Genomic DNA, 24,733 nt, shown 5'->3' on the forward strand with positions numbered 1-24,733 from the left:
AACTTAGTCATTTTATTGAAAATGAACGAAATAGAGGATTATTCCTTGGAATTTCTCGGATTCTGAATTCTATTCCCCTATTTTTGCGGCCGAATTAAACCAATGTAAACTCAAAACACATGGCAGGAAACAGAACATTCACCATGATCAAGCCTGATGCATTCGAGGCTGGTAACTCTGGAGCAATCCTAAAGATGATCGAAGAAGCAGGTTTTAAAATCGTGGCAATGAAAGCTACCCGATTGACTCCTGAATTGGCAGGTAAATTTTATGAGGTTCACAAAGAAAGACCTTTCTACAAGGATCTTTGCGCATATATGTCTTCTGGACCTATTATCGCTGCTATCTTGGAAAAAGACAATGCAGTAGAAGATTTCAGAAATTTGATCGGTGCTACCAACCCAGCAAATGCGGCTGAAGGTACTATCCGTAAAATCTTCGCTAAGTCTATCGAAGCCAATGCAGTTCACGGATCTGACTCTGATGAAAACGCTGCAATTGAAGGTAACTTCTACTTCTCTCAATTGGAAAGAGTACTTTAATCCGAGAGCAAGAATCATAAAAAAAGCGCCAGATGGCGCTTTTTTTGTATTAATTTTTTTTTCTAAGAAGGGCTTTACCAGCTTCCACCGGCTCCTCCGCCTCCGAAGCTCCCGCCTCCGAAACCGCCGAAGCCGCCACCTCCTCCACCAAAGCTTCCTCCACCTTTGGAGAAGTCTCCAAACTTTCCTCCTCCGCCTTTCAGCAAATTGGCCAGCATAATGGTAGTCAGGAGATCAATTCCTCCACCTCTTCCTCCCATGTGGTTGTCATTGTCATTCCGGTTTTTCAAAAGAGGTAAAATCACAAAGAGGAAAATAAATAGCAAGAAGATAAATATGGCTCCACCATGATTGCCATTTGAGATCACCTCCTCGGCTTTATATTCACCTGAAGCAAGCTTGATAATCATATCCGTGGCCTGATCCAAGCCTTGATAATATGACTCCATCTTGAAGTTGGGGACGATCAAATTATCGACAATGCGGTTTGCCAAAGCATCAGGAACCACTCCTTCCATTCCGTATCCTGTGGCGATAAAGACTTTTCGGTCGTTCATCGCCGCCAAAATCAGAACTCCATTGTCCACTTTCCCTCCGATTCCCCATTGATCACCAAGTTGAAAGGCGTAATCAGATATATCATACTGCCCAATAGAGCGAATCATGACAATGGCTATCTGAGTGGATGTGCTATCGTTATAGGCTACAAGTTTGCGCTCCAGCCTTGCCACTTCGTCCTGAGATAATGTCTGGGTAAAATCATTCACCAGTCTGGGAGGATTCGGAACAGGAGGGAAATCCTGAGCAAATCCCACTAGACTTACCAAAGAAAAAAGAAATAAAAACAGCGTTATGGATTTAAGATCCAAATGAAATCTCATCGGGTAGTTCGTTTTCGTCTGAATCCCCTTGGTATGGGAAATGCTCGGCAAGAGCTTCGCCGGCTTGATGGATTCCATCAATCAGACCTTGAGTGAATTGACCTTTTTTAAACAAATCGGCCATGTGGTTTTTGATGTCTTCCCAGAAATTTTTGGGCACAACTGCATTGATTCCTGCGTCTCCCAAAATGGCAAACTTATGATCTTTGACAGCCAAATAAAATAAAACTCCGTTTCTGTCTTTGGTTTGATACATTTTCAGGGTTTCAAATACCTCAGCCGCTCGGTCCAACACATCTATCCTACAGTGATTTTCGATATGAACCTGAATCTCTCCGGAAGTGGTAACTTCGGCAGTTTGGATTGCTGACACGATCTGCTTCTTCTCTGCCGAAGTGAATAATTTTTCAGCCATAATTTAGAATTCTACAGTAGGTGCATTTTCTGCTCCGGCTACTGCTTCAAACTTCCCTTTGGTTTCAAATCCATACCAACCTGCAAAGAGGTTGTTCGGGAACGTTCTTAAGGTGGTATTGTAAGCAACCACTTCTTGATTGAAGTTTCTTCTAGCCACAGCTATCCGATTTTCAGTTCCTTCCAACTGTGCCTGCAAATCCAGGAAGTTTTGGTTGGCCTTCAGGTCAGGATAACGCTCCACAGTGACCAAAAGTCTGCTTAAAGCACCGGAAAGCTGCTCTTGGGCTTGCTGGAATTGCTGGAGATTTTCAGGAGAAAGATTGTTAGCATCCACATTGATAGAAGTAGCTTTAGATCTTGCTTCGATGACGCCAGTTAGGGTTTCCTGCTCAAAATCAGCATACCCTTTCACGGTGTTGACCAAGTTAGGGATCAAGTCTGCTCTCCTCTGGTATTGAGTCTCCACCTCAGCCCATTGACCACTGACTTGCTCCTCGGCCTGAACAAAAGTATTGTAAGTGCCAACAGCTTTGGTATAAATAAAAATACCAACAACTGCCAGAATCAAAATTGGAATTAATAGCTTTTTCATTTTTTGCATTAGGGTTATAAAACTGAACTATTGACGAAATTACCTTAAAATAAGTTTCCCAGAGGATGTTTTTCCCAAAAATAGCCAAATTTCAAAAGGAGAGAGTAATAGGCTAGATCTGCTTTTCCAGCCTGATTTTATAAGTAAAGTCTTCATATCGGGTCAATTCTTCATCGAAAAACCTTCTCACCTCGATTTCTATGACTTTCCCTTCCCTAGAGCGAAACAATTTGATCACATCCGAAAGCTCCCAAATCAAGGTTGGAATTTTATTAATACTCAAAATTTCATCAAAAGCCTCAATTCCGGCCACATCTGCCGGAGAACCTTCACGAACCTGACCAATGTAAAATCGCTTATCGTCTGTAGGAATCTTTTTAACATTGAGGCCACTCATATCGTATTCATAAGGTGCATAGAAGTTATCTCCTTTTTTCATCATGGCACGCTTCCTTGGATAGTCCAAAATCAACCTTGTTCTGCCCAAAACCTCTGATCCAAGACTTCCCATTCTTCCGGATTCCTTGATGATATAGCTGAAGGCTGTCTCATCCGGGTAGGAAGTCAAGACCTCCTTTTGCTTCAAGCTTTGGATTTTCAACCAATCCACTCGTCCTATGTATCCATAAAGCAAGCCTCCCAAGCTTTGGCCCAATTCTGCTTCCAGGTTATCTTCAGGCAATTCTATTTTCTCGGATGTTTCCCGATTGAGAAGCAGCCCATGATTGGCTCCGGTATCTATCAAGAATTTTGATTCCAATACTTTCCCGTTTTTCTGCTTTATTTTAGCACGGATATAGGGCTTGTTTTGATCTATTTCCAATGGCATTTTTTTATAGAAAGGGGGTCTCCATTTCATAGCATCGGTCCTAAAAAACTCTATTCTTTCATCATCATAATTGATCTTGACAGGATTAAATTTGAAAAACTCATAGCCAATGATACCATAAATTGGTATTCCTACCACCGACTCCAATTCCAAAAAATCCTCTTCCAAAACCAATAAGCTTTGAGCTAAACCTTCTATCGGGCCTAAATCAATATGATTGACAGGAGATACCGATGCCATTATTTCTTCCGAACCGTCAGCCCCCATCAAGTTGAGCCTGCGAGTATATTCCAGACCCATCGCATCCCCCAAATCTTTACTAAATAAAATATTGGACCTCACACCAGTATCGATCAGGAAGTTTACGGGATAGGCTCCATTGATAGAGACCGGAACGATGATCAAAGAATTTGAGGCATAAAATGGAAGAATGACTCTTCTCTTGTCCTCTTTCATGAAGAAACCAGGCACTTGAGCTTGGGTATAAATAAGAGTTAGCCCAAGAAAGAATATAATCAGCAGGGTCTTTTTTATCATTCGATCCACAATCGGGTGATTGGTTTAAGTTAAGGTTTTTTCAACAACCTTACTCTTATTTCACTAACCATTTTATGCGGGATGTTTGTTCAATCAATGGAAATAATTCTTAATTAGACTGATCCCAAATTAGCACCCACAAATCCTGTATTGTTGCCAAAAATTGGATAATACTCCATCTTTATTTTTACAAAATATTGGAAATGGCAGACAAGGCACTGATCGAGAAAGCGAAAAAAATCTTTGAAAACTTCCTGATTAAACAAGGGAGCAGGAAAACTCCGGAGCGTTTTTCAGTGATAGATGAATTATACTCTCTTCCAGAAGACGAACATATGGACGTGGAAGGCTTATTTCTAAGTATGAGAAATAAAGGATATACAATCAGCCGTGCAACAATTTACAATACCCTAGACTTGCTGGTAGAAAGTGGCTTGGCAGTGAAGCATCAGTTCAAAGATAAAGTTGCGCTATACGAACAGGCCTTAACTTACAAGCATCACGATCATCACGTATGCAATCAGTGCAGAAAAATCCGAGAGTTCTCCGATCCAAAAATCAATGAGATCAAAGAATTAATCGGAAATGAGTTTGGCTCCTCAATCACTTCTCATTCCTTGGTTCTTTATGGGGACTGCAGGATTGAAAACTGTGAAAATCTCCCAAAGATTTAACTTCTGCTAAACACCTTTTTATAAATGGGTTTTCTGTAAAAAAACTGACCCAACATCGCAGGGTATAGCAAGAATGTAAGGAGCTTGTTGGGCCCTTCATATTCTATTTCATCCCGGATAATACTGCCTTCGCCCTTTTTGATGATTCGGTGCTTGTGAGTCCATTTTTTGAGAAAAAAGGGCAATACAACTCCCCGGTCAATGAAATAGAATTCCTCTTCATTAGTTTGATCCTCGGTAATTTCACTGGTCCACTTTTGCTTGAAAAAGATAAAATTCAACTCTAAAGAAACCATATCTCCCTTTTTGGAACCGTCAAATCTTATGAGTTTGACCGGAGGAAAAGGAGGACTCAGTCGCTTAAAAAGGGCTTCATTGAAACCTTCTTTAACTGATAAATAATCCTGCTGTACAGGAGACTCTATGGTAAGTTTCATGATTTTCTTTTTAAAAGCTCAGAACAAATAGCATGAATAAGATAAGCCAAATTGCATCCATAAACTGCCAATAGACAGTAAAAAGTCGAATTCGCATTTTTTCATAAGGATTAGTCAACAAAATCAGATGCTTGATACTATCCTCCTGATTCTTTTGAAGCTGAACCCAAAGTATCACGGCAAAAATCATAGCTCCTAAAAGGTGGAAAATATGAATCCCAGAAAGCACGTAAAGAAAACTTCCGCTGGGAATTCCTTTGAAGTTGATTCCCATGGCTTGTAGCTCCAGCCATCCGGTAAATTGTAAACTCGTAAAAACCAAACCCAAAAAGAGTGTATTCCTCAAAGACTGAAGGACCTTTTCGGTTCTTTCTTCTTGGTAAAATATTCTCATCCGGGTAGCCGTGTATCCACTAATTACCAGCAAAAAGGTAGAAATCATGAATGAAATAGGTATTCTCTGATTCATTCTTTCCAGCTGATCCAAGCCCGAGAATAAAAAAGCTGCCACCATAAATAGGAAAATTAGCCCACTCCCAATCATCCCCAGATACAGTAAAGTTTCATAGGGGTGAAGGCTCTCCAGTTTTTGAAACCAGGTTTTCGGTTCGTTTACATTGCTCACGTTGGCAAAACAATTTATCAGGCCTTAGGTTCACAATTTTATCGAATCTCTCTTCGATAAGACTCAAAAACGCGAAAAGCCCTAAATTGCGCTCCCAAACTTAAACCAGCTTACCTCTTGGACCGACAGGCATTCCTATCCATCTATCAATCGGACCCTTTTTTTCAGACCTTTTCCGAAAAAATCCTTCAGGAAGGAAAGACCGATTTCCAAATCAAAGGTCTTTCGGGAAGTCTTGATATGGTCTTGTTTGCCACCTTTTTCCAAAAAAACGGTGGCTTTCATCTGATTATTGCTCAGGATAAGGAGGAAGCAGCTTACCTTAATTCTGATCTTCAGAGCTTATTGGCTACTGAAGAGCATATGATTTTTCCCTCCAGCTTCAAAAAGCCTTATCAGTACGAGGAAGTGGACAATGCCAATGTATTGCTTCGCTCTGAAATTCTAAACCAGGTTCTGGATGCCAAAGAGGGTTCAAAAATAATCATCTCCTACCCCGAGGCCCTCTACGAAAGGGTGATCAATAAAAGGTCCCTCCAAGAAAACACTTTCACTGCCAAGGTTGGAGAGCAAGTGGATATGGAATTTGTGTCAGAATTGCTTGCGAGCTATGATTTTGAGCGTACAGATTTCGTTTACGAGCCCGGTCAATTCGCGATTAGAGGGGGAATTTTAGATGTTTTTTCTTTCTCAAATGAGCATCCCTACCGTTTAGAATTATTTGGGAAGGAAATAGAAAGTATCAGGACCTTTGACGCAGAATCTCAGCTATCCATCGCTGAGGTGGAGCAAATTTCTCTCATCCCCAATACCCAAACCAAGCTATTACAGGAAGTCAGACAGTCATTCCTGGGCTTTTTACCAGAACAAACCAAGCTATGGATCAAGGATTATCAACTGACCATAGATGTGATGACGGAGTGTTTTCATAAAGCAGAGCATGCCTTTGATTCCATTCTTGCCAAAACCAATCAAACCAAAACCCTTTTAAAGCCAGAAGATTTATTTGAAACCGGAAAGGATTTCAAAGAACAATCCACCCAGTTTAGCAGAGTTGAATTTGGAAGGCAGTTTTATTTGAAAGGAAGTGAATCCATTACATGGGATTCTCAGCCCCAACCCTCTTTCAATAAAAACTTTGACCTGCTGGTGGCCAGCTTGGCTGAAAATGAGAAAAAGGGTTTCTCAAATATCATTACTGCTGAAAATGAGAAGCAGATTGACCGCTTAATCGGAATTTTCAAAGAGCTTGATCCGACGCTCCATGTGCAAAGCATGCTTTTGGGTTTGAGAGAGGGGTTTGAGGATAGGCAAAGCAAATTGGTCTGTTATACTGATCATCAGCTTTTTGAAAGATTCCACCGTTACAAGTCCCGAAAAAAGGCGAGCAAATCCAAAGCCCTGACAATTAAAGAACTTAAGGCCCTACACCCTGGTGACTATATCGTGCACGTGGATTATGGCGTGGGAAGATTTGCCGGATTGGAAAAAGTAGAAGTAGGCGGCAAAATGCAGGAAGCCGTTCGATTGGTGTTTAGGGACGATGACTTGCTTTATGTCAACATCCACTCCCTTCATAAAATCTCCAAATATTCCGGACAGGAAGGACAAGCTCCTTCCATGTCCAAGTTGGGTTCACCGGAATGGGAAAATAAGAAGACCCGAGCCAAAAAACAGGTCAAGGACATTGCCAAGGATTTGATTGAGCTCTATGCTAAAAGACGTGGCGCTCCGGGTTTTGCCTTTTCGAGAGATTCTGTTTTGCAGGTGGAATTGGAGAGTTCGTTTATTTATGAAGACACTCCAGATCAGGCATTGGCGACCTCTGATGTCAAGTCAGATATGGAAAAATCCTATCCAATGGATAGATTGGTTTGTGGAGATGTGGGCTTCGGGAAAACTGAAGTAGCTATTCGAGCAGCTTTCAAGGCTGTAAATGACCGAAAGCAGGTAGCTGTACTAGTTCCAACCACCATATTGGCTATGCAGCATTATCAGACCTTCAAGGAGCGTCTGGAAAATTTCCCTGTCAAAGTTGATTTTATCAATAGGTTCCGCACCACCAAGCAAGTCAAAGAAATTGTAGAAAAGGTAAAAAGTGGGGAAATAGACATCCTGGTAGGTACCCATAAGATTGTCAATAAGGATATTCAATTCAAAGATCTGGGGCTTCTGGTCATTGATGAGGAGCAAAAATTCGGTGTTAAGGTAAAGGATCAGCTCAAAAACTTACGGGTCAATGTGGATGTGCTGACGCTTACTGCCACCCCGATTCCCCGAACTTTACACTTTTCATTAATGGGAGCAAGGGATCTTTCAGTTATTGCTACACCTCCGCCTAACAGGCAGCCTGTTACTACCGAAGTACAAACCTTTCAGGAAGAAGTTATCCGTGATGCGGTAGCCTATGAATTAAGAAGAGGTGGACAGGTGTTTTTTGTGCACAATAGAGTGGGTGAGATAGATAGCATTGCAAATTTGATCATGAAACTAGTCCCAGAAGCCCGTGTGGTTGGGGCACATGGTCAAATGGATGGCAAAAAACTGGAACAAGTCATGGTGGATTTCATCAATCATGAGTACGATGTGCTGGTTTCAACCAATATCATTGAGTCCGGTTTGGATATTGCCAATGCAAATACCATCATCATCAATCGGGCCCATATGTTTGGATTGAGTGATCTGCATCAGATGCGGGGAAGAGTGGGCCGAAGCAATAAAAAAGCTTTCTGTTATCTCTTGACTCCACCTATGTCTGGTTTGACTCCAGAATCCAGAAAAAGACTTCAAACTTTGGAAGAGTTTTCTGATCTGGGAGATGGTTTCAAGGTTGCCATGAAGGATTTGGATATTCGCGGCGCTGGAAATTTACTTGGCGCGGAACAAAGCGGATTTATTACAGATTTAGGCTTTGAGATGTATCATAAAATCCTTGATGAGGCAGTTCAGGAATTGAAAGAAAATGAATTTGCAGCCCTTTTCGAAACCGATCTTAAAGAAAAGGTCAAGGTATTAGTGCAGGATTGTACAATAGAAACCGATTTGGAGCTATTGATTCCTGAGGAATATGTCAGCAATATTTCTGAAAGATTAGGGCTTTATTCCAAGTTGGACTCTATCAAAAACGAAGAGGAGCTGAACAAATTTGCGACCATGCTGGAGGATAGATTTGGCCCTGTTCCTGAAGCTGTGGTGGACTTGATGGAAACCGTGCGCTTAAGATGGAAAGCAGAGAAACTGGGCATAGAAAAGTTGGTCTTGAAAAACAAGCAGATGAAATGCTATTTGTTGCCGGCTTCCAGAGATGATTTCTACTCATCCCCTGTTTTTCAACAAATTATGCAATTTGCTCAGTTGAATTCACGTTACTTTAAAATAAAGGAGCACAAGAATCGTTTGATTCTTACTGTATCGGATGTTTCCGACATTTCTATGGCACAAAAATGGCTAAAAGAGATGCTAGCAAGCTGATTTTCAAAAAATTTAACTGGCATAAATATTGCAGTTTTGCACAAGAAATTTGCAGGATTCTCCCGATTTCGGGCTTTTTTGGCTCAAACTGAGAGAATAACAAATTTTCAAATCATTGGAAGTACTTAGGATTGACTATATATTAGCACTCTTAAACTAGATTTAAACTCCTAGAATATATGCGTTTCAGTAACAAATCATGGGGAATGTGGGCAGCAGCACTGATGATCGTCGGTGGTTCTGTTCTTTCTTCCTGTAACAAAACTCCGGGCTATGGAAGAAGAACTGCCAATAAGCCAGGAAAGAAAAGTGCTACAACCGGTGCGGAATTTTCATTTAATGAACAAGATTCGACCAACTTTTTCGTAGCCAGAAATGCCGAACAAATCCCTGGACCTAACTTGAAATTCATTCAAGGAGGTAGAGCCGTATTAGGTTCTCAAGAAGAGGATGTGATGGCTTTCAGAGACAACTTGGAAAGAACTGTCACGGTTGCCAATTTCTACATGGACGAAACCGAAATCACAAACAATGATTATCGTGAGTTCCTTTTCGACATGAAGAAAAAAGTAAGCGCTGACTCATTGAAGAAGTTAGAACCTAAAGATGATGTATGGGGTGGAGCTTTGTCTTTCAATGACATGTACCAATCCTACTATTTCAGATTCCCTGGTTTCAATTTTTACCCGGTTGCGGGAGTTTCTTGGTCTCAGGCTAACATCTACGCTAAATGGAGAACAGACTACGTGCAAGAGTTAGTTAGAAAAGAAAGAGGCTTGGACTCTACTTTTACCAAAACTCAATTAATCGAAAGAGGAGTTGCTTTGGCTGATTATCGTCTACCAAGTGAGGCTGAGTGGGAATATGCTGCAAAAGCCATGATTGGAACGCAATATTTGGACGAAAATCAAGAATACGGTAGAATTTATCCTTGGGACGGAAGAGGGGTAAGAAACCCATACAATGTAAAGCGTAAGGGTAAGCAAGGTGATTTCTTGGCAAACTTCAAAAGAGGTCGTGGTGACTATGGAGGTATCTCTGGTAACCAAAGAAATGACGGTGAGATCCTTCCAACGAACGTGTATGATATGGCTCCAAATGATTTTGGCTTGTATCACATGGCTGGAAACATGAACGAGTGGGTATATGATGTTTACCGTCCATTGACTTACCAAGATGCAGATGATTTGAACCCATTGAGAAAAGATGGATACGGCGATGACGTATCTAATTATGAGGTATCAATGATTACTGACGAAATGAGAGTTTATAAAGGAGGAAGCTGGAGAGATGTTACTTATTGGCTAGCTCCAGGAACAAGAAGATTTATGCATCAGGACTCTGCCACTAACCACATTGGCTTTAGATGTGCAATGATTTCAATCGGTGAGCGAGGTAAATAAACCTTATTCCAAATAAAAATTTAAGCCCTGAATCAAAAGATTCAGGGCTTTTTTTTCTGCATTTAATTTGATGATCCGTAGTCAGGGCTTTACCGTATTTTCTTTGCTTAACCGATGGGATACTTTGGCTTCGTTCAGTACAGGCGCCCGAAGACCTAGGCCGATCCTTTGGGCTGATACTAATTCATGTTTTCTTCCTACTGGCAGGAAATAGAATAGTCATGCTATTTTATTAAGGTATTTTTTTGATATGGCTTCTATCGGCTAGCTTTTAAAGCTCAATCCTCAAACCAGCCTGTGCGAAAAACCCGTTGGTTCTTCCAAAATCTATGGTGGCAAATTGGGTAGAGATATCATTCACGGACCATTCATAAGTTAAGTCTATAAAGACAATCGAAAGGTTGAGCCCTGTGCCCGCAAAAACTCCCCAATTAGTGGATTGAATGTCTTCTGCATACGCTTCATTTTTTTCGGAGAGAAAAAACACAGAAGGTCCTCCAAATGCTCTCCAAGCAAGTTTAGATTCTGAATTTCCAGCAAGATAAATCCCCAAATTAACGGGAATTCTCAAGCCTTTCAAATCCGGGAATGTAGCATCCAGATTGGGTGAAGATGAACCTGAAAGATCCAGTTTTTTTACAGCGTAGAAAAGACCAGGTTCCACATACATTTTTCCTTCTCCAAATTCTACTCCCAAGCCAGCTTGCCAACCGGCATTTCCACGCAGTACATCCTCAGAGGAACTGACATCAGAATAATTAAGTCCTCCACTGATTTTAATTTTTTGGGCAAACAAGCAACCGGAAATTAGAATAAGACATAGGGTAAATAGGGATTTTTTCATAGTCAGGAATGAGTTAAGTAAGTGTTTCAAAGATAATTAGACCAAACTCAATTAGGAATGCGGGAAATTGCTTCTTATGTACAATTATCTCCATATGGATCACTTAAAACACCAAATTTACCTTTGGTTGAGAATTTGATAGATCCTATATCCTCTAGGTGTAACTTCAAAAAAACAAGTTGCAAGAATATGAACCTTAAAAGAAAACTACCCCTGTTGGTTTTGGGAATATACATGGGATTGAATTTCCCTGCTTTTTCCCAAACTACCTATCAAACACCTCCACAGGCAATCGCGGACTTGGTCAATGCACCCAGTACTCCTTCGGTTTCATTCTCAAAGAATGGAGATTGGATGATGCTTTTGGAGCGAGCTGATAATCCTAGCATAGAAGAATTGGCTCAGCCGGAACTACGAATCGCTGGAATGCGAATCAATCCTGCTACTTCAGGACCAAGCCGAAGCCGAGGAGTGGAAAATATCAAAATAAAAATGACCCGAAGCGGTGAGGAAATCCAGATCAAGGGACTTCCTGAAAAAGCCTCTATAGGAGGATTGGCCCTTTCCAGAGATGAAAAATATCTTGCATTCACTAATACGGAGGCAAACGGAATTAGCCTTTGGGTGGTAGACATGAGTAATTTCGAAGCAAAGAAATTAACAGATGCCATTCTGAATGATGTCTATGGGAACGTAATGACATGGACACCTGATAATCAGATTTTGATCAAAGCAGTGAATCCTGGTAGAGGATCCATCCCCAAAGCACCTGCTGCTCCTGCCGGACCAGTTGTACAGGAAACAACCGGAAATGCCGCACCATCCCGAACCTACCAAGATTTGTTGAGCAACCCTTATGATGAGGCTTTGTTTGCCTACTTCATGGATTCGCAGATGATGTTGGTCGGATTGGACGGCAGCAAAAAAGCAGTAGGAGCCAGCGGAATGATTAAATCATTTGACCTTTCTCCGGATGGATCTTACATCTTGGTTGATGTCATTAGAAAGCCATTTTCTTATTTAGTTCCTGCTTCCAGGTTCCCTTATGATGTAGAAATCTGGTCCAAGGAAGGAAAAAAAGTAAAAACCCTAGCTGAAATTCCTCTGGATGAAGAAAGACCTACCGGATTTGATGCAACTGTTACTGGTCCAAGAAGCATCAATTGGAGAGCGGATAAACCTGCAATTTTGTATTGGGTAGAAGCTCAAGACGGAGGAGATGGCAAAGTAAAAATGGAGGAGCGTGAAATAGTCTATACACTAGCGGCTCCTTTTTCAGGTCAAAAACAAAAGTTAGCCACTACTTCCCTTCGATTTGGAGGTATAGCTTGGTCAACAGATGATTTTGCGATTTTGAATGAAAGATGGTTTGGCGCCAGGAGAGAAATCAGATCGGTGATCAATCCCTCAAACCCTTCTCAGGCGAAAAGAACCATCATTGACCGCTCTTATGATGACATCTACAATGATCCGGGAGATCCTATGTACACCGAAAACCAGTACGGTAGAAATGTATTATTAAGAAAAGGTGATTTGCTTTTCATGACTTCAGAAGGCGGAAGCCCGGAAGGAAGTATGCCTTTCTTATCCACTTTCAATGCTAAAACTAAAGAGCAAAATATCCTCTGGAGATCACAGGCACCTTACTATGAAAGAGTGGTGAAACTTTTGGATGAAGAGGGTTCTGAATTTATTACTGTCAAAGAAAGTACTGACATCCAGCCCAACTATTGGTTAGTAAACACCAAAAAGCGAATTGCTCCACTACAGGTCACCAATTTTGAGCATCCTTTCGAATCCATCAAAGGAATCAACAAGCAATTGGTGAAATACAAGAGAAAGGACGGACTTGATCTTTCAGCTGTCATTTATACTCCAGAAGGATTTACCCCTGGAAAAGATGCTCCATTACCAGTCTTGATGTGGGCTTATCCGAGAGAGTATAAATCTGCTGAAATTGCTTCTCAAGTAAGAGGATCCAAATACAGATTTACTAGACTTAGCTGGGGCTCTCCAATCTACTGGGTGACTCAGGGATATGCCATCATGGATCAGACGGAGATGCCTATCGTAGGTGAAGGAGATAAAGAACCTAATGATTACTTCATAGAGCAGTTGGTAGCCAATGCAGAAGCAGCAATAGATCATATCGTGGAACTGGGAATCGGAGACCGAAATAGAATCGGTGTCGGAGGACATTCCTACGGTGCTTTCATGACAGCCAATTTGCTATCTCATACAGATCTATTCGCAGCAGGTATTGCCAGAAGTGGTGCTTATAATCGTACACTTACTCCTTTTGGATTCCAGTATGAGCAACGTACTTACTGGCAAGCACCGGAGGTATATTTCAATATGTCTCCCTTCTCATTTGCACATAAAGTAAAAACTCCGATTCTATTGATTCATGGAGAGGCTGACAACAATTCCGGAACATTTCCGATTCAGTCTGAGCGCTACTACAATGCTTTGAAAGGTCATGGTGCTACTGCCAGGTTGGTTTTCTTACCTCATGAAAGCCATGGCTATGCAGCAAAGGAATCCATCTTGCATACGCTTTATGAAATGAATACCTGGTTGGAAAAATATGTGAAAAACAAGAATAAGATTGATTCTTCGAGATAAGTTGGCTCAACTTCCAATTAGTAAAAACCCTCCTCAGCCACTTCTGGGGAAGGTTTTCTTCAATACAAAAATCCGTGTAAAATTCAAATTTTCAAAAATGGTTAAAGATATAGAGACGATATCCTTTCCTTGCCAATCACCCTAAATCCGTACCCCACATAAAGATGAGGAAAAGTACACCCAAGGCAATTCTGTACCATCCGAAGGCAGTGAAACCATGGCTGGAAACGTATTTCAAAAACAACTTCACCGCAATCCATGCAGCAATAAATGCTACTCCTGATCCCACAGCCAACATTACAATTTGGGCTTGGGTAAATACCAATTCCGATTTGATCAAATCATAGCCTCCCGCAGCCATCATGGTTGGCACAGCTAGTAAAAAGGAAAATTCCGTTGCCTGCTTTTTATCCAAGCCATTGAAAACTCCACCAATGATCGTGGCAGCAGCCCTGGAAGTTCCGGGTACCATGGAAAGACACTGGAAAAGCCCAATAAAAAAGGCGTTTTTGTAAGAAATATCCTCCACGTCTACATGAGTGGCTTTTTGGCTCACTACTTTTTTATCAATGAAAATCAAAATAATCCCTCCCAAGATCAGGGAAACAGAAACTACCACAGGATTGAAAAGGTAGCCTTTGATAAAATCATAAGCCAAAAGACCCACAATCGCGGTAGGAATAAATGCAGCCAGCAATTTGTAATAAATCGTCAGCGATCGAAAAAAACGCTTGATATACATTAAGGCAATGGCCAAAATTGCCCCTAGCTGTATGAAAACTTCGAAAGTCTTCACAAACTCATCGTCATGAATTCCCATGGCTGAAGAGGCTAAAATCATATGACCAGTGGAGGAAACAGGTAAAAATTCAGTAAGGCCTTCGACTATTGCGATAATAATGGATTGAAATAAAGTCATTCTTTAAAATTAAAATTTGGGCAAAAATAAGAAACCCTGCTTCAGTCACCAGAATTTTTATCAATTGATCTTTTGGGGAGAACGATTTTTTTATTTCTTTTCATAAAATTTAAAAAGCTATGAAGTATTCATTTTTCACCCTTCTTTATTTCTCTCTGATCTTTCATTCCTTTTCCCAAGGTTTTCCCGAGAAAAAAATCGAGTCTCAAATCCAGGAGGTGACGCTTTTCTTAAATGGGGCTCAGGTTTTTGAAAAGGCTCAGACCAGCATTCCCGCAGGGGAATCCATTATTATTATCAAAGGGCTCTCCCCCTATTTGGAAGAAAAAAGCATTCAAGTCAAAGCTTTTGGCAACTTGACCATTCAAGCGGTAAATAAGCGAATGGATTTTTTGTCAGAGAAAGACCAAAGTGAGACTGTTCAAAAATTACAGGCAGAAATCAACAAATTGGATATCTCCATGCAGCAGGATGCGCTCCGACTGGAGGTTTTGAAGGAAAAAATCAGTCTGCTGGACGCCAATAAAAATCTACGTGGAAATCAGGGAGGGCCAACAGCTGCCGAATTCAGACAAGCACTAGAGCTCTATGATACCGAATTGATGAAAATCAAAACGGAACAAATGAATTTGGATCAAAAAAGAGCTGAGAAAAGAGTACAGATTAGGCAGTTAGAAAATCAAATTCGCTCCATTCAGGAAAGTAAGCAAGAATCCAAAAGCGAAATCCGGGTTCGTGTCAAGGCCCCATCTGCAGGTAATGCGCAGTTGGAGTTCAATTATTTGGTTGCCAATGCAGGATGGTATCCGAAATACGATGTGCGTGTCAAAAATGTGAATTCGCCAATGGCCATCAATTACAAAGCGGAGGTATATCAAAATACCGGGGTGGATTGGAATCAAGTAAAATTGCGTTTCTCCAACGGGAATCCCAATCAGAGGGGTGTGGCGCCACAGATCGATCGCTGGGACTTGAATTATGCCCGATTAACCGTATTTCAACCCAGAAATACACAGCCTTTTAATGGAACAATCAGCGGGGTAGTGGTGAGTGCTAGCGACGGACAACCTATTCCGGGAGTGAGTGTATTGGTCAAAGGCAGCACTGTAGGCACATCAACAGATTTGGATGGGCGTTACAGTTTGACTATTCCTCCAAGAGCTGGAAGTTTATTGTTTTCATTTGTAGGCTTTCAATCTCAGGAAGTTCCTATTACAAACAAATCTACCATTAATGTATCCTTAATAGAGGAAATGATGGCTTTGGAGGAAGTAGTAGTTGCTGGGTATCAAGCAAGTCAAAAGAAAGAAATGACTGGGAATTCAATAAAAATAAGAGGAAATTCTACTCTTTCGGCTTCTCCTCTCCAAACCACCTTCCAAGAAAATCAAACTACTGTAGAAATTACCGTAAACGAACCCTACACCATCAAAACCAATGGAGAGCGGACTTTAGTTGATTTGAAAAATTATGATATCCCGGCAACTTATCAGTATAAGGTCATTCCAAAGCTGGATAAGGATGTGTTCTTGATTGCTCAGCTGGCAGATTGGAGTCAGTATAGCTTCTTAGAAGGTGAAAGCAATTTATATTTTGAAGATGGCTTTGTCGGCAGATCTATCCTAAATGCCGGAGCTCTGGAAGATACATTGGCTATATCGATGGGAAGGGATAGAAGCATTGTTGTGCAGAGGGAGAAAGTGGAGAGCTTTACCAAGAAAAGAACCATTGGTTCCAATGTGACCGAGTCCAGGGGTTATGAAATTACCCTTAGAAATAATAAGTCCCAAGCTATCAGTATAGAAGTGAAGGATCAAATTCCTGTTTCGGTGAACTCCAACATATCTGTTTCTGCCATTGAACTATCCGGCGGAAAATTAGACAGCGATACTGGAATCATTACCTGGCAAATCACAGTTCCTCCTGGATCTCAACAAAAACTAGGATTTCAATATGAGGTGAAGTATCCTAAAAATGAAAAAGTGATTTTAGATTGATTTTATGAAAAAATTTAGATCAAACGCTAGTCGTGCAGATTGGGCGAAAAGGGTGTCGCTACTATATATTTTCTTTTCCGTAATTGGAATAGGCTTTAATGTTTTCAAATTAAACTTCCTGTTTAAAATTAAAAGAGGAGAGGATTTTTATCAAATGGATGCAGAGTTGATTGATCACTTTGATCAATTATTTGGGATTACTTTAATTGGACTATATATCGCTTTTATGATCCTATTTATCATGTGGTATAGAAGAGCCTATTTCAATCTCCACCAAAAGTTCAATTACCTCCAATTGTCTGAAGGTTGGGCTGCCGGCGCTTGGTTTGTTCCAATTTTAAACCTCTTTAGGCCTTATGTAATCATGAAAGAAATGATAGAGGAAAGCGGCAACTACTTAAAAAAGACAGGGGTGATTGTTCCTACTCAAGCCAATAAAATTCTTGCCCCGTGGTGGACATTTTTCTTGCTTGCTATGATTTTGGGAAGAATTTTGTGGAAAATGCAGGCTGAAGATATAGATAAGTTAATCCATATGACTGAGCTACTGATTGTAAGCTTTGGGGTAGATATCCTTGCCTACTTTTTCACTTGGAGATTGATTAATTATTATGCTCAAAGGGAGAAATTAATGGAAATAGCTGAAAAGGAATTAGAGATTGTAAACCATACAAGTTCTTCTCCTGAAAATGAAATGCTTACTATTTAAAAAAGAGGCTGTCTCAAAAGTGCAATATGTCACATTGAGCGAAGTCGAAATGTAGGCCACAACGATATAAATGGCCTTCGACTCCCTGTCTGACGTCAGGCAGGCGCTCAGGCTGACACTAGAGCTATTTATGAGACAGCCTCATATCTTTTTACTCAACCTTATCTAAGGTCATCTCAAAAAACTGAATCCAACGGTCTCCCATATTATATTCACCGATTTCAAACCACTGCCCTTTTTCATTGAGGGTAATAATGTATCTGACTTGCTCATTTGGAAACCAATAAAATTTCCCTTCTTTCATTTCAGCCTTGAAAGTTCCTTTTTGGCCACTCTGTAGGTAGGAGGAAAATTCGAATTTATTTTCTTCCGTTTTTGGGCTGATCATGGCAAGAGCATGGTGAATCACTTCCCCATCCGAAACTCCTTTTCCTTCTATCTGAAGATGTGTCCCACTAAGTTGGAATTTTACTTCCTCTGTTTGTTCAAAGGTATATCGATTTTGATCCTGTGAGATCATCCACCCAGACCCCTCCCATTTTCCTTCCAAAAAGGAAAGCTGCTTCATCCTTTCCTGTATTTCAGGATTTAATTCATATTGCTGTCCAGTTGCATAAGTTGAGATGCCTAGACTAAGTAAAATCAAGCTGAGAATTTGAGTTAGATTTTTCATTTGTAAATTGGTTTATATTATAAACTGAATAAAGAAATTTTTTTAGCTGATATAATTTTTAAGATTTTCCACATACGCCTCAAAGGCCTTCACACCTTTCTGAGTAATCTTGCAGGTAGTCAAAGGTCTTTTGCCACGAAATGATTTTTCGATCGCCAGATAGCCTGCCTTTTCCAACTTATCCAACTGTACAGAAAGATTTCCCGCAGTGGATTCTGTCTTTTCCTTGATAAAGGTAAATTCCGCTTCTTCAACGCTCAAAAGAAGGGACATGACGGCAAGCCGCAACTGTGAATGTAAAAGAGGATCTAATGGCTTAAACTCGCTCACGATACTGTTTTTTGAGGTAATATCCGGGTGCAAGATAACCCAAAAGGATTGCAAAACCGGACAGTAAATACTGTTCTGAAACCGGCAACATAAAACTGATTACTGCCGCTACTAGGAGTAATAATCCACCGCCTTTGACGATTTTAGCTTTAATCAAAGCTCCTGTTACAAACATTCCAATACCCGCCAAAATCAAAATGATAGGGTTTTGATTGAAGGAAATAATAGGCATAAAAGCCAGGATGATGATAATCCCCACGAATACCGTAATCCAAAGCTGGTTGATCACATCAGAAATATGAGATTTAACCCTTGCTTTTCTTGATAGTTGCATACCCTTCCAGAAACTGATAAAGGCAGCAGGCACCACTAACAACCATACGATATAAGGATATTCATAGCCAAGATTAAATAGTATATAATGGCCAAAATTACACAAGGCTATCACCCAGCCCCATAAGAGCATTTGAAACCCACCGTCCCCGGCTGTTTCTCTTTTTGCATTTGAAATCATCTCCGTTATGATCCGAAGCGATTCAGAACCTGAAAGTTGTTTTTCCATAGTGTCAGATAATTGATCTTCGAGACAAATATAAATAGGTTTATTTTATAAACCATTCTATAATTATTTTTTTAGAGAGAAAATAATTGATTTACTTGCTTAAAATTCAGACCCTAACAGCACATGAAATGCCCGTGAGGAAAAATCTCACACAACTTGTCCCGTCCGCCGCGGCGGATAGGGAGGAGGATGCCCCGATAAATCGGGGTAGGGCATTCCATCTGATCTATAAAAAACAAGTTATAAACACATGAAAAACATTTTCAAAGCGGAAGTTACCGAAGAGCTAATCGACCGAATCAACCGATTAAATCCCGATACGCAACCAAATTGGGGTAAAATGAAAGTGGATCAAATGCTGGCACATTGTGCAGTAGCATATGAAATGGCCTTCACAGATAAGCATCCGAAACCCAATGCTTTGATGCGTTTTTTGCTCAAAACTTTTGTAAAAAAAGGAGTGGTCAATGAAAAACCATATCCTAAAAATGCCCGAACAGCACCTGTTTTCATTATTTCAGATAGGAGAGATTTTGAAAGAGAAAAGAATCAATTGATTACTTATTTACGGAAAACTCAAAAATTCGGCGAAGATCATTTTGAAGGGAAAGAATCACCTTCTTTTGGGCCTATGACTGCTCAAGAGTGGAATAACTTGTTTTACAAACATTTGGATCATCACCTTACTCAGTTCGGTGTATAAAAACCATAAAGCCATCATAGACCCATTCTCTTCTGAGATCGTTAGGCCAATCATTTGACCTCAGAGAATTATTAGCCTCACACATTTTTTATTTTTAGTTGAACTTCTTATTATCGAGGATCGGTAAAATCTCTGGGAATGAAACAGCTTTTAGGAATTCTTCTTTTTTTCTCTTTGACCTCGGCATTTGGACAGGATAACGCTCTTCTAAAATTGGAAGCAGAAAGAGCTTGGGAGAGAGGCTTCTATCAATCAATGCGATTTCCAAGAGAAGCATTAAGAAGTAAAACAGGGGGTTATGTGAGTTTGGCCTTGAAATTTGATTCTACAGGTGCAATTGATAGTTACCGACTTGATCAGGAAGACAAAGCTTTTTTCAATAAGGAAGTTCTGAAAGGATTTGAGGCAGCTCAAAAAAATTGGAATCCGATCATTGTAGATGACAAAGATCTGAATCAGGAATATCTCCTTGTTTTTAGTTTTGAAATGTTGAGCGAGGAAAAGGAATCAAATAAAAATCGTGCAATCCGCTACGTGCAAAAAAATAAACCTGAGAAGGCATTTAAAATTGTCAATAGATTGGTTCAGGACTATCCATTCGACCAGGAATTTTTAAGGTTTCGTTCGCAAATACACCGGCAATTGGGACAAGAACAAGAGGCAACGGCAGATCTTTTAAAAGCTCAAAATCTGGAAAGCAGTATTATTTCTTCCCTGTCTTTTAAGGTTTTTGGAGTTACGAGCACGCGACAGATTTCTGGTAAGACTTTTTAGGAGTTAAGCTCTTTTCAAGACACTAATAATCAGAGAGTGATGGAAAGAATCAAAATAATATTTGGCAAAAAGCTAAAAACCTTAATTTCCCTATAATTTTTTAATACAGGCACTAACTTAATAGGTTTTGCTGCGTTAGATTATTAAATTCATACGCAACCAAATTCAATTAACATGAAAAAGCTACTTATTTTATCCATTTTTCTCTTGAATTTTTCATTAGGGAGCATGGCACAAAATTCAGAAGGAACCCATGAGTTTAATAAATTCATGTCCAAAAATCTCCAATATGGTAGTGAACTGAGGTCGGAGCGCATTGAGGGGCCAGTAACATTTGTTATTCAATTTGATGAAAGTGGAAAATTGAAACAAAGCCCAATGCTAGTAGCAGGAAACAAAATGCTTGAAGAGGAGGTAACAAGAACCTTTGACAAATTAATTGCTCAAGGTGGCCCTGCTTTGGTAGGTCCTGAATACTTTGGGCAGGAATATTTACTGACGGTTCAATTTAAATTAGCGGGAACGGAAAAAACCGGCTTTTATATCCCAGAAAGATCAGAGTCTGCAGCCCGTGTTCTTGAAAGGCTGAACAGAAAAATTGCCGAAAACCCTTATTTCGTAAATTATTATAAAGAAAGAGCAGCATTCTATGAAAATATGGGTAACTCTATTCTTGCTGACTTGGACAAAAAACAAGCTGAGCTACTTGAAAGCAAGCAATTGACAACTATACTGGTTGTTGGGTATGGAAGCAGGAGCAAATCCCTCTCAGCGGAATAAATTTTAGCAATTAAAAAGCCATTCAAGGGAATAGCATCGGGTGCTTATATAGAAAATTTGTAGAAATTTTCATATTACCCAATCACTTTCAACGATGAAACTATGTATAAAAAACTAGTCCTACCACTCATTTTTTTGAGTCTAATTTCCTGTGGAAAACAAGAAAAAAAGGAGTTCTCTGATTCTGAATCAGAAGATGAAACGGGGCAAGTAGCTATGGGAGATTTTCCAGATGCAATAGAAATACCTATTGAATCAGGAGATAACTCTCAAAACTCTTTAGATTGGGAAGGAACCTACAGGGGTATTTTACCCTGTGCAGACTGCGAAGGAATAGAAACCAAAATCACACTTTCTGCCAATGGGACTTATGAATACAAAGCGTCCTATTTGGGGAAAAATGATGCATTGGAAGAGTCTTACACAGGCCCATTTGTTTGGGATGAAAAAGGAAGCGAAATCACACTTGCAGGATTAGGGGAAGCTTCAAGAAGATACAAGGTAGGAGAAGGCAAAATTTGGCATTTGGACAATGAGGGAAATGTCATCAAGGGCGATCTTGCTCAAAGGTATATTCTGAAGAAAGAATAATTACTTAAAACGGACGATCTTGCCATGGGCCTTTGAGGTCATCTCTTGTGGAATGGCCTCTGTTATTTCATTGTACAGCAGTTCCACCAGTTTTTGTTTCAAAAAACTTCTATTTAGAATAATACTCACTTCCCTAGTCGGCGGGAGTCCCTCAAATGGTCTTAATCTTGACTTTTCCTCATCAGATAATTCAAACGTAGCCAACTCCGGAAGCAGAGTCATTCCCTGATAGCGATTGACCATATTTTTTAAGCCTTCCAAGGATCCACTCTCATAATGGAAATTTTGATGCCCGCTAGTGCTCTGATCACAAAAATTAATCACCTGATCCCTGAAACAATGCCCCTGCTGCATAATCCAGAGCTCCTCTGATTTAATTTGGTTGGCCTTTATTTCTTTTTGTGCTAATAGAGGGTGATTTTTGGATAGGTAAGCATAGAACTTTTCATAAAACATGGGTTTTTCCACAATCCCGGACTCCCCGAGTGGTGTCACAATAATACCCATGTCCAGTTCATGGTTTTTCAGTCTTTTAACCACCTCTTCGGTAACCATTTCCTGAACATCCAACTTGACATTGGGATACTTCTCCAGAAAACTCCTCACAAATCGGTACAAAAGATAAGGTGCTAGGGTTGGAATAATTCCCAATTTGATAGTACCAGAAATATCACCCTTCAGCTGAGCCACCAACTCCAAAACGCCTCTACTTTCAGATACCACCTTTTTCGCCTGAGCGATAATCTGCACTCCAATCTCAGTAGGAATAACAGGCATTTTACTTCTATCAAAAAGTATAACTCCAAGCTCGTTTTCCAATTTGGAAAGTTGAGCACTCAAAGTTGGCTGCGTTACAAAACAAGACTCAGCTGCCTGGCCAAAATGCCTGTGTTTATCCACAGCTATTAGGTATTCGAGTTGTTGAATGGTCATAGTCAAAAATACTTTCTTTACTAATATAGAAAAAGGCTCAAGAGTTCAGCCAACTCAAAAAATCATCTATCACTTATTTTTCATCTGTTTATATTTTGATTTTTAGAGGTCAGATGGAATGCCCTACCCCGATTTATCGGGGCATCCCCTTGTGTGAGATTTTTCCTCATGGGCATTTCATGTGTCTATAATTGATTTTCAAAGGTCACATAGCTTGACCCGAACTTGATTCGGGAGAATCTCGCGTTTTTGATAGTCATCTCTGTGCGTAACGGCTACTTCATGCTCGATTTCATCAATTCATCCCTACAATAGCATTCCTATCAAACAGTGTTTCGCTTTCCTCAGGAATTACAGTATTTTAATATATGGATATCCGCTTTCTTACCAGTAACAACAAAATACGGCTTATTGTCTGATAAAAGGATCAGAATCACGGAACCTTCGCCTGCCTGCCGTGGCTGGGTCTTCGGTCATCGGTCTTCCAATCGGTCAAGCAAATAAAATAAGGCAACAGGCATGATTGCGGCTAATCAGATTTTAATAAACAATAATGCATTCAAACCCAATAACCTATCATCATGTCAAAACAATCTTTTTCCAGAAGAAAATTTCTCGGTACCAGTCTACTTACCGGAGCAGGACTCAGCCTTGCTCCTCAATTCGGATTTGCTCAAACTATTAAGCCAAACCCACAAACCATTCGATTGGGTTTTATTGGTGTAGGACGACAGGCCATGGGCTTGCTCAATAGAATGATGAGCATTGAAGGAGTTGATGTCTTAGCAGCTGCAGATGTTTACGAGATCAAAAGAAGGAGATTTGAACAGCGCGTTCAAAAAGTATATGCTGATCAAAAAAGGACTGCTCTACCCTTCAATTTATACGAGGACTACCAGGAACTCTTAGCCAATCCGAATATTGATGCAGTAGTCATTGCCACCCCAGATCATTGGCATGCAAAAATTGCAATAGATGCATGCAAAGCGAAGAAAGATATCTACCTCGAAAAGCCTTTAACATTTACCGTATTTGAAGGTCAGGAATTGGTCAAAGCAGTAAGGGAAAATGCAATCGTTTTGGCAGTTGGAAGTATGCAGCGCTCTGCAGTGAACTTTCAAACCGCAGCTCATCATGTGCAAAAGGGAAGATTGGGAAAAATTAAACAAGTCCTAGTCCATGTAGGAGATAATCCTCATCCCAAGCCTTTTGATTTAACTCCTGAAGCGATTCCAAGCGGATTAAATTGGGAAAAATGGCTGGGCCCGATTCCAGAAATACCGTATCATCCGAATTTAAATCCACCCATTTCCTTAAATCCGGAGGAGAATGAAAAACTCTGGGCAGCATGGAGATGGTTTGAAGAAACCGGCGGTGGACTGATGACTGATTGGGGAGCGCATATGATTGATGTAGCTCAATGGGGATTAGGAATGGACAGAAACGGACCTGTGAAAGTTATCCCGGCTACTGAAGGGAAGCCTCTCACCTATCAATATGCAGACGGAATAGAAATGTTGATAACTCCATTTGATGAGGGAAGACAGGGAGTGAAGTTTATGGGAGAAAAAGGCTGGATTAAGGTCTCAAGAGGAAATTATGATACTTCAATCCCTGAATTAGGCTTGGATAAGAGTTCAGATAATTTTTCATTCAACCAACATCATGTGGATTTTATTGAATCCATCAGAAGGAGAAAAGACCCTATTGTTCCGGTAGAAATCGGTCATAGCACTTGTACGGTGTGCACTATTGGAAATATCGCTAAGAAGTTGGGAAGACCTCTGGATTGGGATCCAATCAATCAAAATTTTGGGAAGGATTATGAAGCCAATACCCATTTGCACTATACCTATCAAAATAATATCACCTTAACCTAAGCAAG

General features: G+C 40.3%; 24 protein-coding genes. 12 read left to right on the forward strand and 12 right to left on the reverse strand.

Features of this window, described 5'->3' with window-relative positions:
- Positions 1-119 precede the first annotated feature (119 nt).
- Positions 120-542, forward strand: coding sequence for a nucleoside-diphosphate kinase (locus B2906_RS14205; protein WP_091651899.1), 423 nt, complete (start codon positions 120-122; stop codon positions 540-542).
- Between the two features lie 74 nt (positions 543-616).
- Here B2906_RS14205 and B2906_RS14210 read toward each other — a convergent pair whose 3' ends face one another.
- The 4 genes from B2906_RS14210 to B2906_RS14225 all read right to left on the reverse strand — a co-directional run bounded on the left by B2906_RS14210 (position 617) and on the right by B2906_RS14225 (position 3,798).
- Complete coding sequence (locus tag B2906_RS14210) at positions 617-1,423, reverse strand: TPM domain-containing protein (RefSeq protein WP_219957509.1); 807 nt, start codon at positions 1,421-1,423, stop codon at positions 617-619.
- Entirely contained in the window at positions 1,401-1,838 is a 438-nt protein-coding gene (locus tag B2906_RS14215) for a TPM domain-containing protein (protein WP_144603659.1), read from the reverse strand. Before B2906_RS14215 ends, B2906_RS14210 begins: the two co-directional genes overlap by 23 nt.
- A gap of 3 nt (positions 1,839-1,841) precedes the next feature.
- Complete coding sequence (locus B2906_RS14220; RefSeq protein WP_219957508.1) at positions 1,842-2,432, reverse strand: LemA family protein; 591 nt, start codon at positions 2,430-2,432, stop codon at positions 1,842-1,844.
- A gap of 112 nt (positions 2,433-2,544) precedes the next feature.
- Positions 2,545-3,798 carry an aspartyl protease family protein gene (locus tag B2906_RS14225; protein ID WP_286940671.1) on the reverse strand — a complete coding sequence of 418 codons (1,254 nt, stop codon included), beginning with the start codon at positions 3,796-3,798 and terminating at the stop codon, positions 2,545-2,547.
- A 203-nt stretch (positions 3,799-4,001) separates the two neighbouring features.
- On the opposite strand from B2906_RS14225, the gene B2906_RS14230 reads away from it, so the two are divergent.
- A complete protein-coding gene (locus B2906_RS14230) occupies positions 4,002-4,472 on the forward strand; it encodes a Fur family transcriptional regulator (protein ID WP_091651908.1) in 471 nt (156 codons plus the stop codon).
- Here the strand turns inward: B2906_RS14230 and B2906_RS14235 are convergent.
- Both B2906_RS14235 and B2906_RS14240 read right to left on the reverse strand, forming a co-directional pair.
- Positions 4,469-4,909: an SRPBCC family protein gene (locus B2906_RS14235; protein WP_144603652.1), complete on the reverse strand. Its 441-nt coding sequence runs from the start codon at positions 4,907-4,909 to the stop codon at positions 4,469-4,471. The genes B2906_RS14230 and B2906_RS14235 overlap by 4 nt on opposite strands.
- A 10-nt stretch (positions 4,910-4,919) precedes the next feature.
- Entirely contained in the window at positions 4,920-5,534 is a 615-nt protein-coding gene (locus B2906_RS14240) for a cytochrome c oxidase subunit 3 (RefSeq protein WP_286940647.1), read from the reverse strand.
- A gap of 117 nt (positions 5,535-5,651) precedes the next feature.
- On the opposite strand from B2906_RS14240, the gene mfd reads away from it, so the two are divergent.
- Positions 5,652-9,005: a transcription-repair coupling factor gene (gene mfd, locus B2906_RS14245; protein ID WP_286940649.1), complete on the forward strand. Its 3,354-nt coding sequence runs from the start codon at positions 5,652-5,654 to the stop codon at positions 9,003-9,005.
- A 179-nt stretch (positions 9,006-9,184) separates the two neighbouring features.
- Positions 9,185-10,408 carry a gliding motility lipoprotein GldJ gene (gene gldJ / locus B2906_RS14250; RefSeq protein ID WP_091651916.1) on the forward strand — a complete coding sequence of 408 codons (1,224 nt, stop codon included), beginning with the start codon at positions 9,185-9,187 and terminating at the stop codon, positions 10,406-10,408.
- Between the two features lie 271 nt (positions 10,409-10,679).
- Here the strand turns inward: gldJ and B2906_RS14255 are convergent, their stop codons facing one another.
- Positions 10,680-11,252, reverse strand: coding sequence for an outer membrane beta-barrel protein (locus B2906_RS14255; RefSeq protein WP_144603647.1), 573 nt, complete (start codon positions 11,250-11,252; stop codon positions 10,680-10,682).
- A 234-nt stretch (positions 11,253-11,486) separates the two neighbouring features.
- On the opposite strand from B2906_RS14255, the gene B2906_RS14260 reads away from it, so the two are divergent.
- The gene (locus tag B2906_RS14260; protein WP_286940672.1) at positions 11,487-13,877 is read left to right on the forward strand and encodes an alpha/beta hydrolase family protein; all 2,391 of its coding nucleotides are present in this window, start codon (positions 11,487-11,489) and stop codon (positions 13,875-13,877) included.
- A gap of 136 nt (positions 13,878-14,013) precedes the next feature.
- Here the strand turns inward: B2906_RS14260 and B2906_RS14265 are convergent, their stop codons facing one another.
- On the reverse strand, positions 14,014-14,796 hold the full coding sequence (locus tag B2906_RS14265) for an undecaprenyl-diphosphate phosphatase (protein WP_286940651.1): 783 nt from the start codon (positions 14,794-14,796) through the stop codon (positions 14,014-14,016).
- Positions 14,797-14,915: 119 nt separating this feature from the next.
- Here B2906_RS14265 and B2906_RS14270 point away from each other — a divergent pair, with 119 nt between their 5' ends.
- Both B2906_RS14270 and B2906_RS14275 read left to right on the forward strand, forming a co-directional pair.
- The gene (locus B2906_RS14270; protein WP_286940654.1) at positions 14,916-16,793 is read left to right on the forward strand and encodes a mucoidy inhibitor MuiA family protein; all 1,878 of its coding nucleotides are present in this window, start codon (positions 14,916-14,918) and stop codon (positions 16,791-16,793) included.
- Between the two features lie 4 nt (positions 16,794-16,797).
- Positions 16,798-17,502: a DUF4328 domain-containing protein gene (locus B2906_RS14275; RefSeq protein ID WP_286940656.1), complete on the forward strand. Its 705-nt coding sequence runs from the start codon at positions 16,798-16,800 to the stop codon at positions 17,500-17,502.
- A gap of 151 nt (positions 17,503-17,653) precedes the next feature.
- Here B2906_RS14275 and B2906_RS14280 read toward each other — a convergent pair whose 3' ends face one another.
- The 3 genes from B2906_RS14280 to B2906_RS14290 are packed head-to-tail and all read right to left on the reverse strand — an operon-like array spanning position 17,654 to position 19,067.
- Positions 17,654-18,175: a hypothetical protein gene (locus tag B2906_RS14280; RefSeq protein WP_286940657.1), complete on the reverse strand. Its 522-nt coding sequence runs from the start codon at positions 18,173-18,175 to the stop codon at positions 17,654-17,656.
- A 42-nt stretch (positions 18,176-18,217) separates the two neighbouring features.
- The gene (locus B2906_RS14285) at positions 18,218-18,505 is read right to left on the reverse strand and encodes a winged helix-turn-helix domain-containing protein (protein WP_219957496.1); all 288 of its coding nucleotides are present in this window, start codon (positions 18,503-18,505) and stop codon (positions 18,218-18,220) included.
- Positions 18,492-19,067, reverse strand: coding sequence for a hypothetical protein (locus tag B2906_RS14290; protein ID WP_144603617.1), 576 nt, complete (start codon positions 19,065-19,067; stop codon positions 18,492-18,494). Before B2906_RS14290 ends, B2906_RS14285 begins: the two co-directional genes overlap by 14 nt.
- A 250-nt stretch (positions 19,068-19,317) precedes the next feature.
- Here B2906_RS14290 and B2906_RS14295 point away from each other — a divergent pair, with 250 nt between their 5' ends.
- From B2906_RS14295 to B2906_RS14310, 4 genes are all read left to right on the forward strand, one after another.
- Complete coding sequence (locus B2906_RS14295) at positions 19,318-19,770, forward strand: DUF1569 domain-containing protein (protein WP_219957495.1); 453 nt, start codon at positions 19,318-19,320, stop codon at positions 19,768-19,770.
- A gap of 138 nt (positions 19,771-19,908) precedes the next feature.
- Positions 19,909-20,544, forward strand: coding sequence for an energy transducer TonB (locus B2906_RS14300; protein ID WP_091651947.1), 636 nt, complete (start codon positions 19,909-19,911; stop codon positions 20,542-20,544).
- 174 nt (positions 20,545-20,718) lie between these two features.
- Entirely contained in the window at positions 20,719-21,324 is a 606-nt protein-coding gene (locus B2906_RS14305) for a hypothetical protein (RefSeq protein ID WP_219957493.1), read from the forward strand.
- A gap of 102 nt (positions 21,325-21,426) precedes the next feature.
- Positions 21,427-21,915: a copper resistance protein NlpE gene (locus B2906_RS14310; protein WP_219957492.1), complete on the forward strand. Its 489-nt coding sequence runs from the start codon at positions 21,427-21,429 to the stop codon at positions 21,913-21,915.
- Here B2906_RS14310 and B2906_RS14315 read toward each other — a convergent pair whose 3' ends face one another.
- On the reverse strand, positions 21,916-22,848 hold the full coding sequence (locus tag B2906_RS14315; RefSeq protein ID WP_219957491.1) for a hydrogen peroxide-inducible genes activator: 933 nt from the start codon (positions 22,846-22,848) through the stop codon (positions 21,916-21,918). It lies immediately after the preceding gene.
- A gap of 581 nt (positions 22,849-23,429) precedes the next feature.
- Between B2906_RS14315 and B2906_RS14320 the strand changes: the two genes are divergently transcribed.
- Positions 23,430-24,728 carry a Gfo/Idh/MocA family protein gene (locus tag B2906_RS14320; protein ID WP_219957490.1) on the forward strand — a complete coding sequence of 433 codons (1,299 nt, stop codon included), beginning with the start codon at positions 23,430-23,432 and terminating at the stop codon, positions 24,726-24,728.
- Positions 24,729-24,733 lie beyond the last annotated feature (5 nt).

The sequence above is a fragment of the Algoriphagus sp. UBA3586 genome (assembly GCF_002376385.1).
In the GTDB taxonomy this organism is placed as follows: Bacteria; Bacteroidota; Bacteroidia; order Cytophagales; family Cyclobacteriaceae; genus Algoriphagus; species Algoriphagus ornithinivorans.

What these genes read in the sequence shown, in the direction of transcription:
- B2906_RS14205 (WP_091651899.1), top strand. Translation starts at nt 120, where the DNA reads ATGGCAGGAAACAGAACATTCACCATGATCAAGCCTGATGCATTCGAG.
- B2906_RS14210 (WP_219957509.1), bottom strand. Translation starts at nt 1,423, where the DNA reads ATGAGATTTCATTTGGATCTTAAATCCATAACGCTGTTTTTATTTCTT.
- B2906_RS14215 (WP_144603659.1), bottom strand. Translation starts at nt 1,838, where the DNA reads ATGGCTGAAAAATTATTCACTTCGGCAGAGAAGAAGCAGATCGTGTCA.
- B2906_RS14220 (WP_219957508.1), bottom strand. Translation starts at nt 2,432, where the DNA reads ATGAAAAAGCTATTAATTCCAATTTTGATTCTGGCAGTTGTTGGTATT.
- B2906_RS14225 (WP_286940671.1), bottom strand. Translation starts at nt 3,798, where the DNA reads ATGATAAAAAAGACCCTGCTGATTATATTCTTTCTTGGGCTAACTCTT.
- B2906_RS14230 (WP_091651908.1), top strand. Translation starts at nt 4,002, where the DNA reads ATGGCAGACAAGGCACTGATCGAGAAAGCGAAAAAAATCTTTGAAAAC.
- B2906_RS14235 (WP_144603652.1), bottom strand. Translation starts at nt 4,909, where the DNA reads ATGAAACTTACCATAGAGTCTCCTGTACAGCAGGATTATTTATCAGTT.
- gldJ (WP_091651916.1), top strand. Translation starts at nt 9,185, where the DNA reads ATGCGTTTCAGTAACAAATCATGGGGAATGTGGGCAGCAGCACTGATG.
- B2906_RS14255 (WP_144603647.1), bottom strand. Translation starts at nt 11,252, where the DNA reads ATGAAAAAATCCCTATTTACCCTATGTCTTATTCTAATTTCCGGTTGC.
- B2906_RS14260 (WP_286940672.1), top strand. Translation starts at nt 11,487, where the DNA reads ATGGGATTGAATTTCCCTGCTTTTTCCCAAACTACCTATCAAACACCT.
- B2906_RS14265 (WP_286940651.1), bottom strand. Translation starts at nt 14,796, where the DNA reads ATGACTTTATTTCAATCCATTATTATCGCAATAGTCGAAGGCCTTACT.
- B2906_RS14270 (WP_286940654.1), top strand. Translation starts at nt 14,916, where the DNA reads ATGAAGTATTCATTTTTCACCCTTCTTTATTTCTCTCTGATCTTTCAT.
- B2906_RS14275 (WP_286940656.1), top strand. Translation starts at nt 16,798, where the DNA reads ATGAAAAAATTTAGATCAAACGCTAGTCGTGCAGATTGGGCGAAAAGG.
- B2906_RS14280 (WP_286940657.1), bottom strand. Translation starts at nt 18,175, where the DNA reads ATGAAAAATCTAACTCAAATTCTCAGCTTGATTTTACTTAGTCTAGGC.
- B2906_RS14290 (WP_144603617.1), bottom strand. Translation starts at nt 19,067, where the DNA reads ATGGAAAAACAACTTTCAGGTTCTGAATCGCTTCGGATCATAACGGAG.
- B2906_RS14295 (WP_219957495.1), top strand. Translation starts at nt 19,318, where the DNA reads ATGAAAAACATTTTCAAAGCGGAAGTTACCGAAGAGCTAATCGACCGA.
- B2906_RS14300 (WP_091651947.1), top strand. Translation starts at nt 19,909, where the DNA reads ATGAAACAGCTTTTAGGAATTCTTCTTTTTTTCTCTTTGACCTCGGCA.
- B2906_RS14305 (WP_219957493.1), top strand. Translation starts at nt 20,719, where the DNA reads ATGAAAAAGCTACTTATTTTATCCATTTTTCTCTTGAATTTTTCATTA.
- B2906_RS14310 (WP_219957492.1), top strand. Translation starts at nt 21,427, where the DNA reads ATGTATAAAAAACTAGTCCTACCACTCATTTTTTTGAGTCTAATTTCC.
- B2906_RS14315 (WP_219957491.1), bottom strand. Translation starts at nt 22,848, where the DNA reads ATGACCATTCAACAACTCGAATACCTAATAGCTGTGGATAAACACAGG.
- B2906_RS14320 (WP_219957490.1), top strand. Translation starts at nt 23,430, where the DNA reads ATGTCAAAACAATCTTTTTCCAGAAGAAAATTTCTCGGTACCAGTCTA.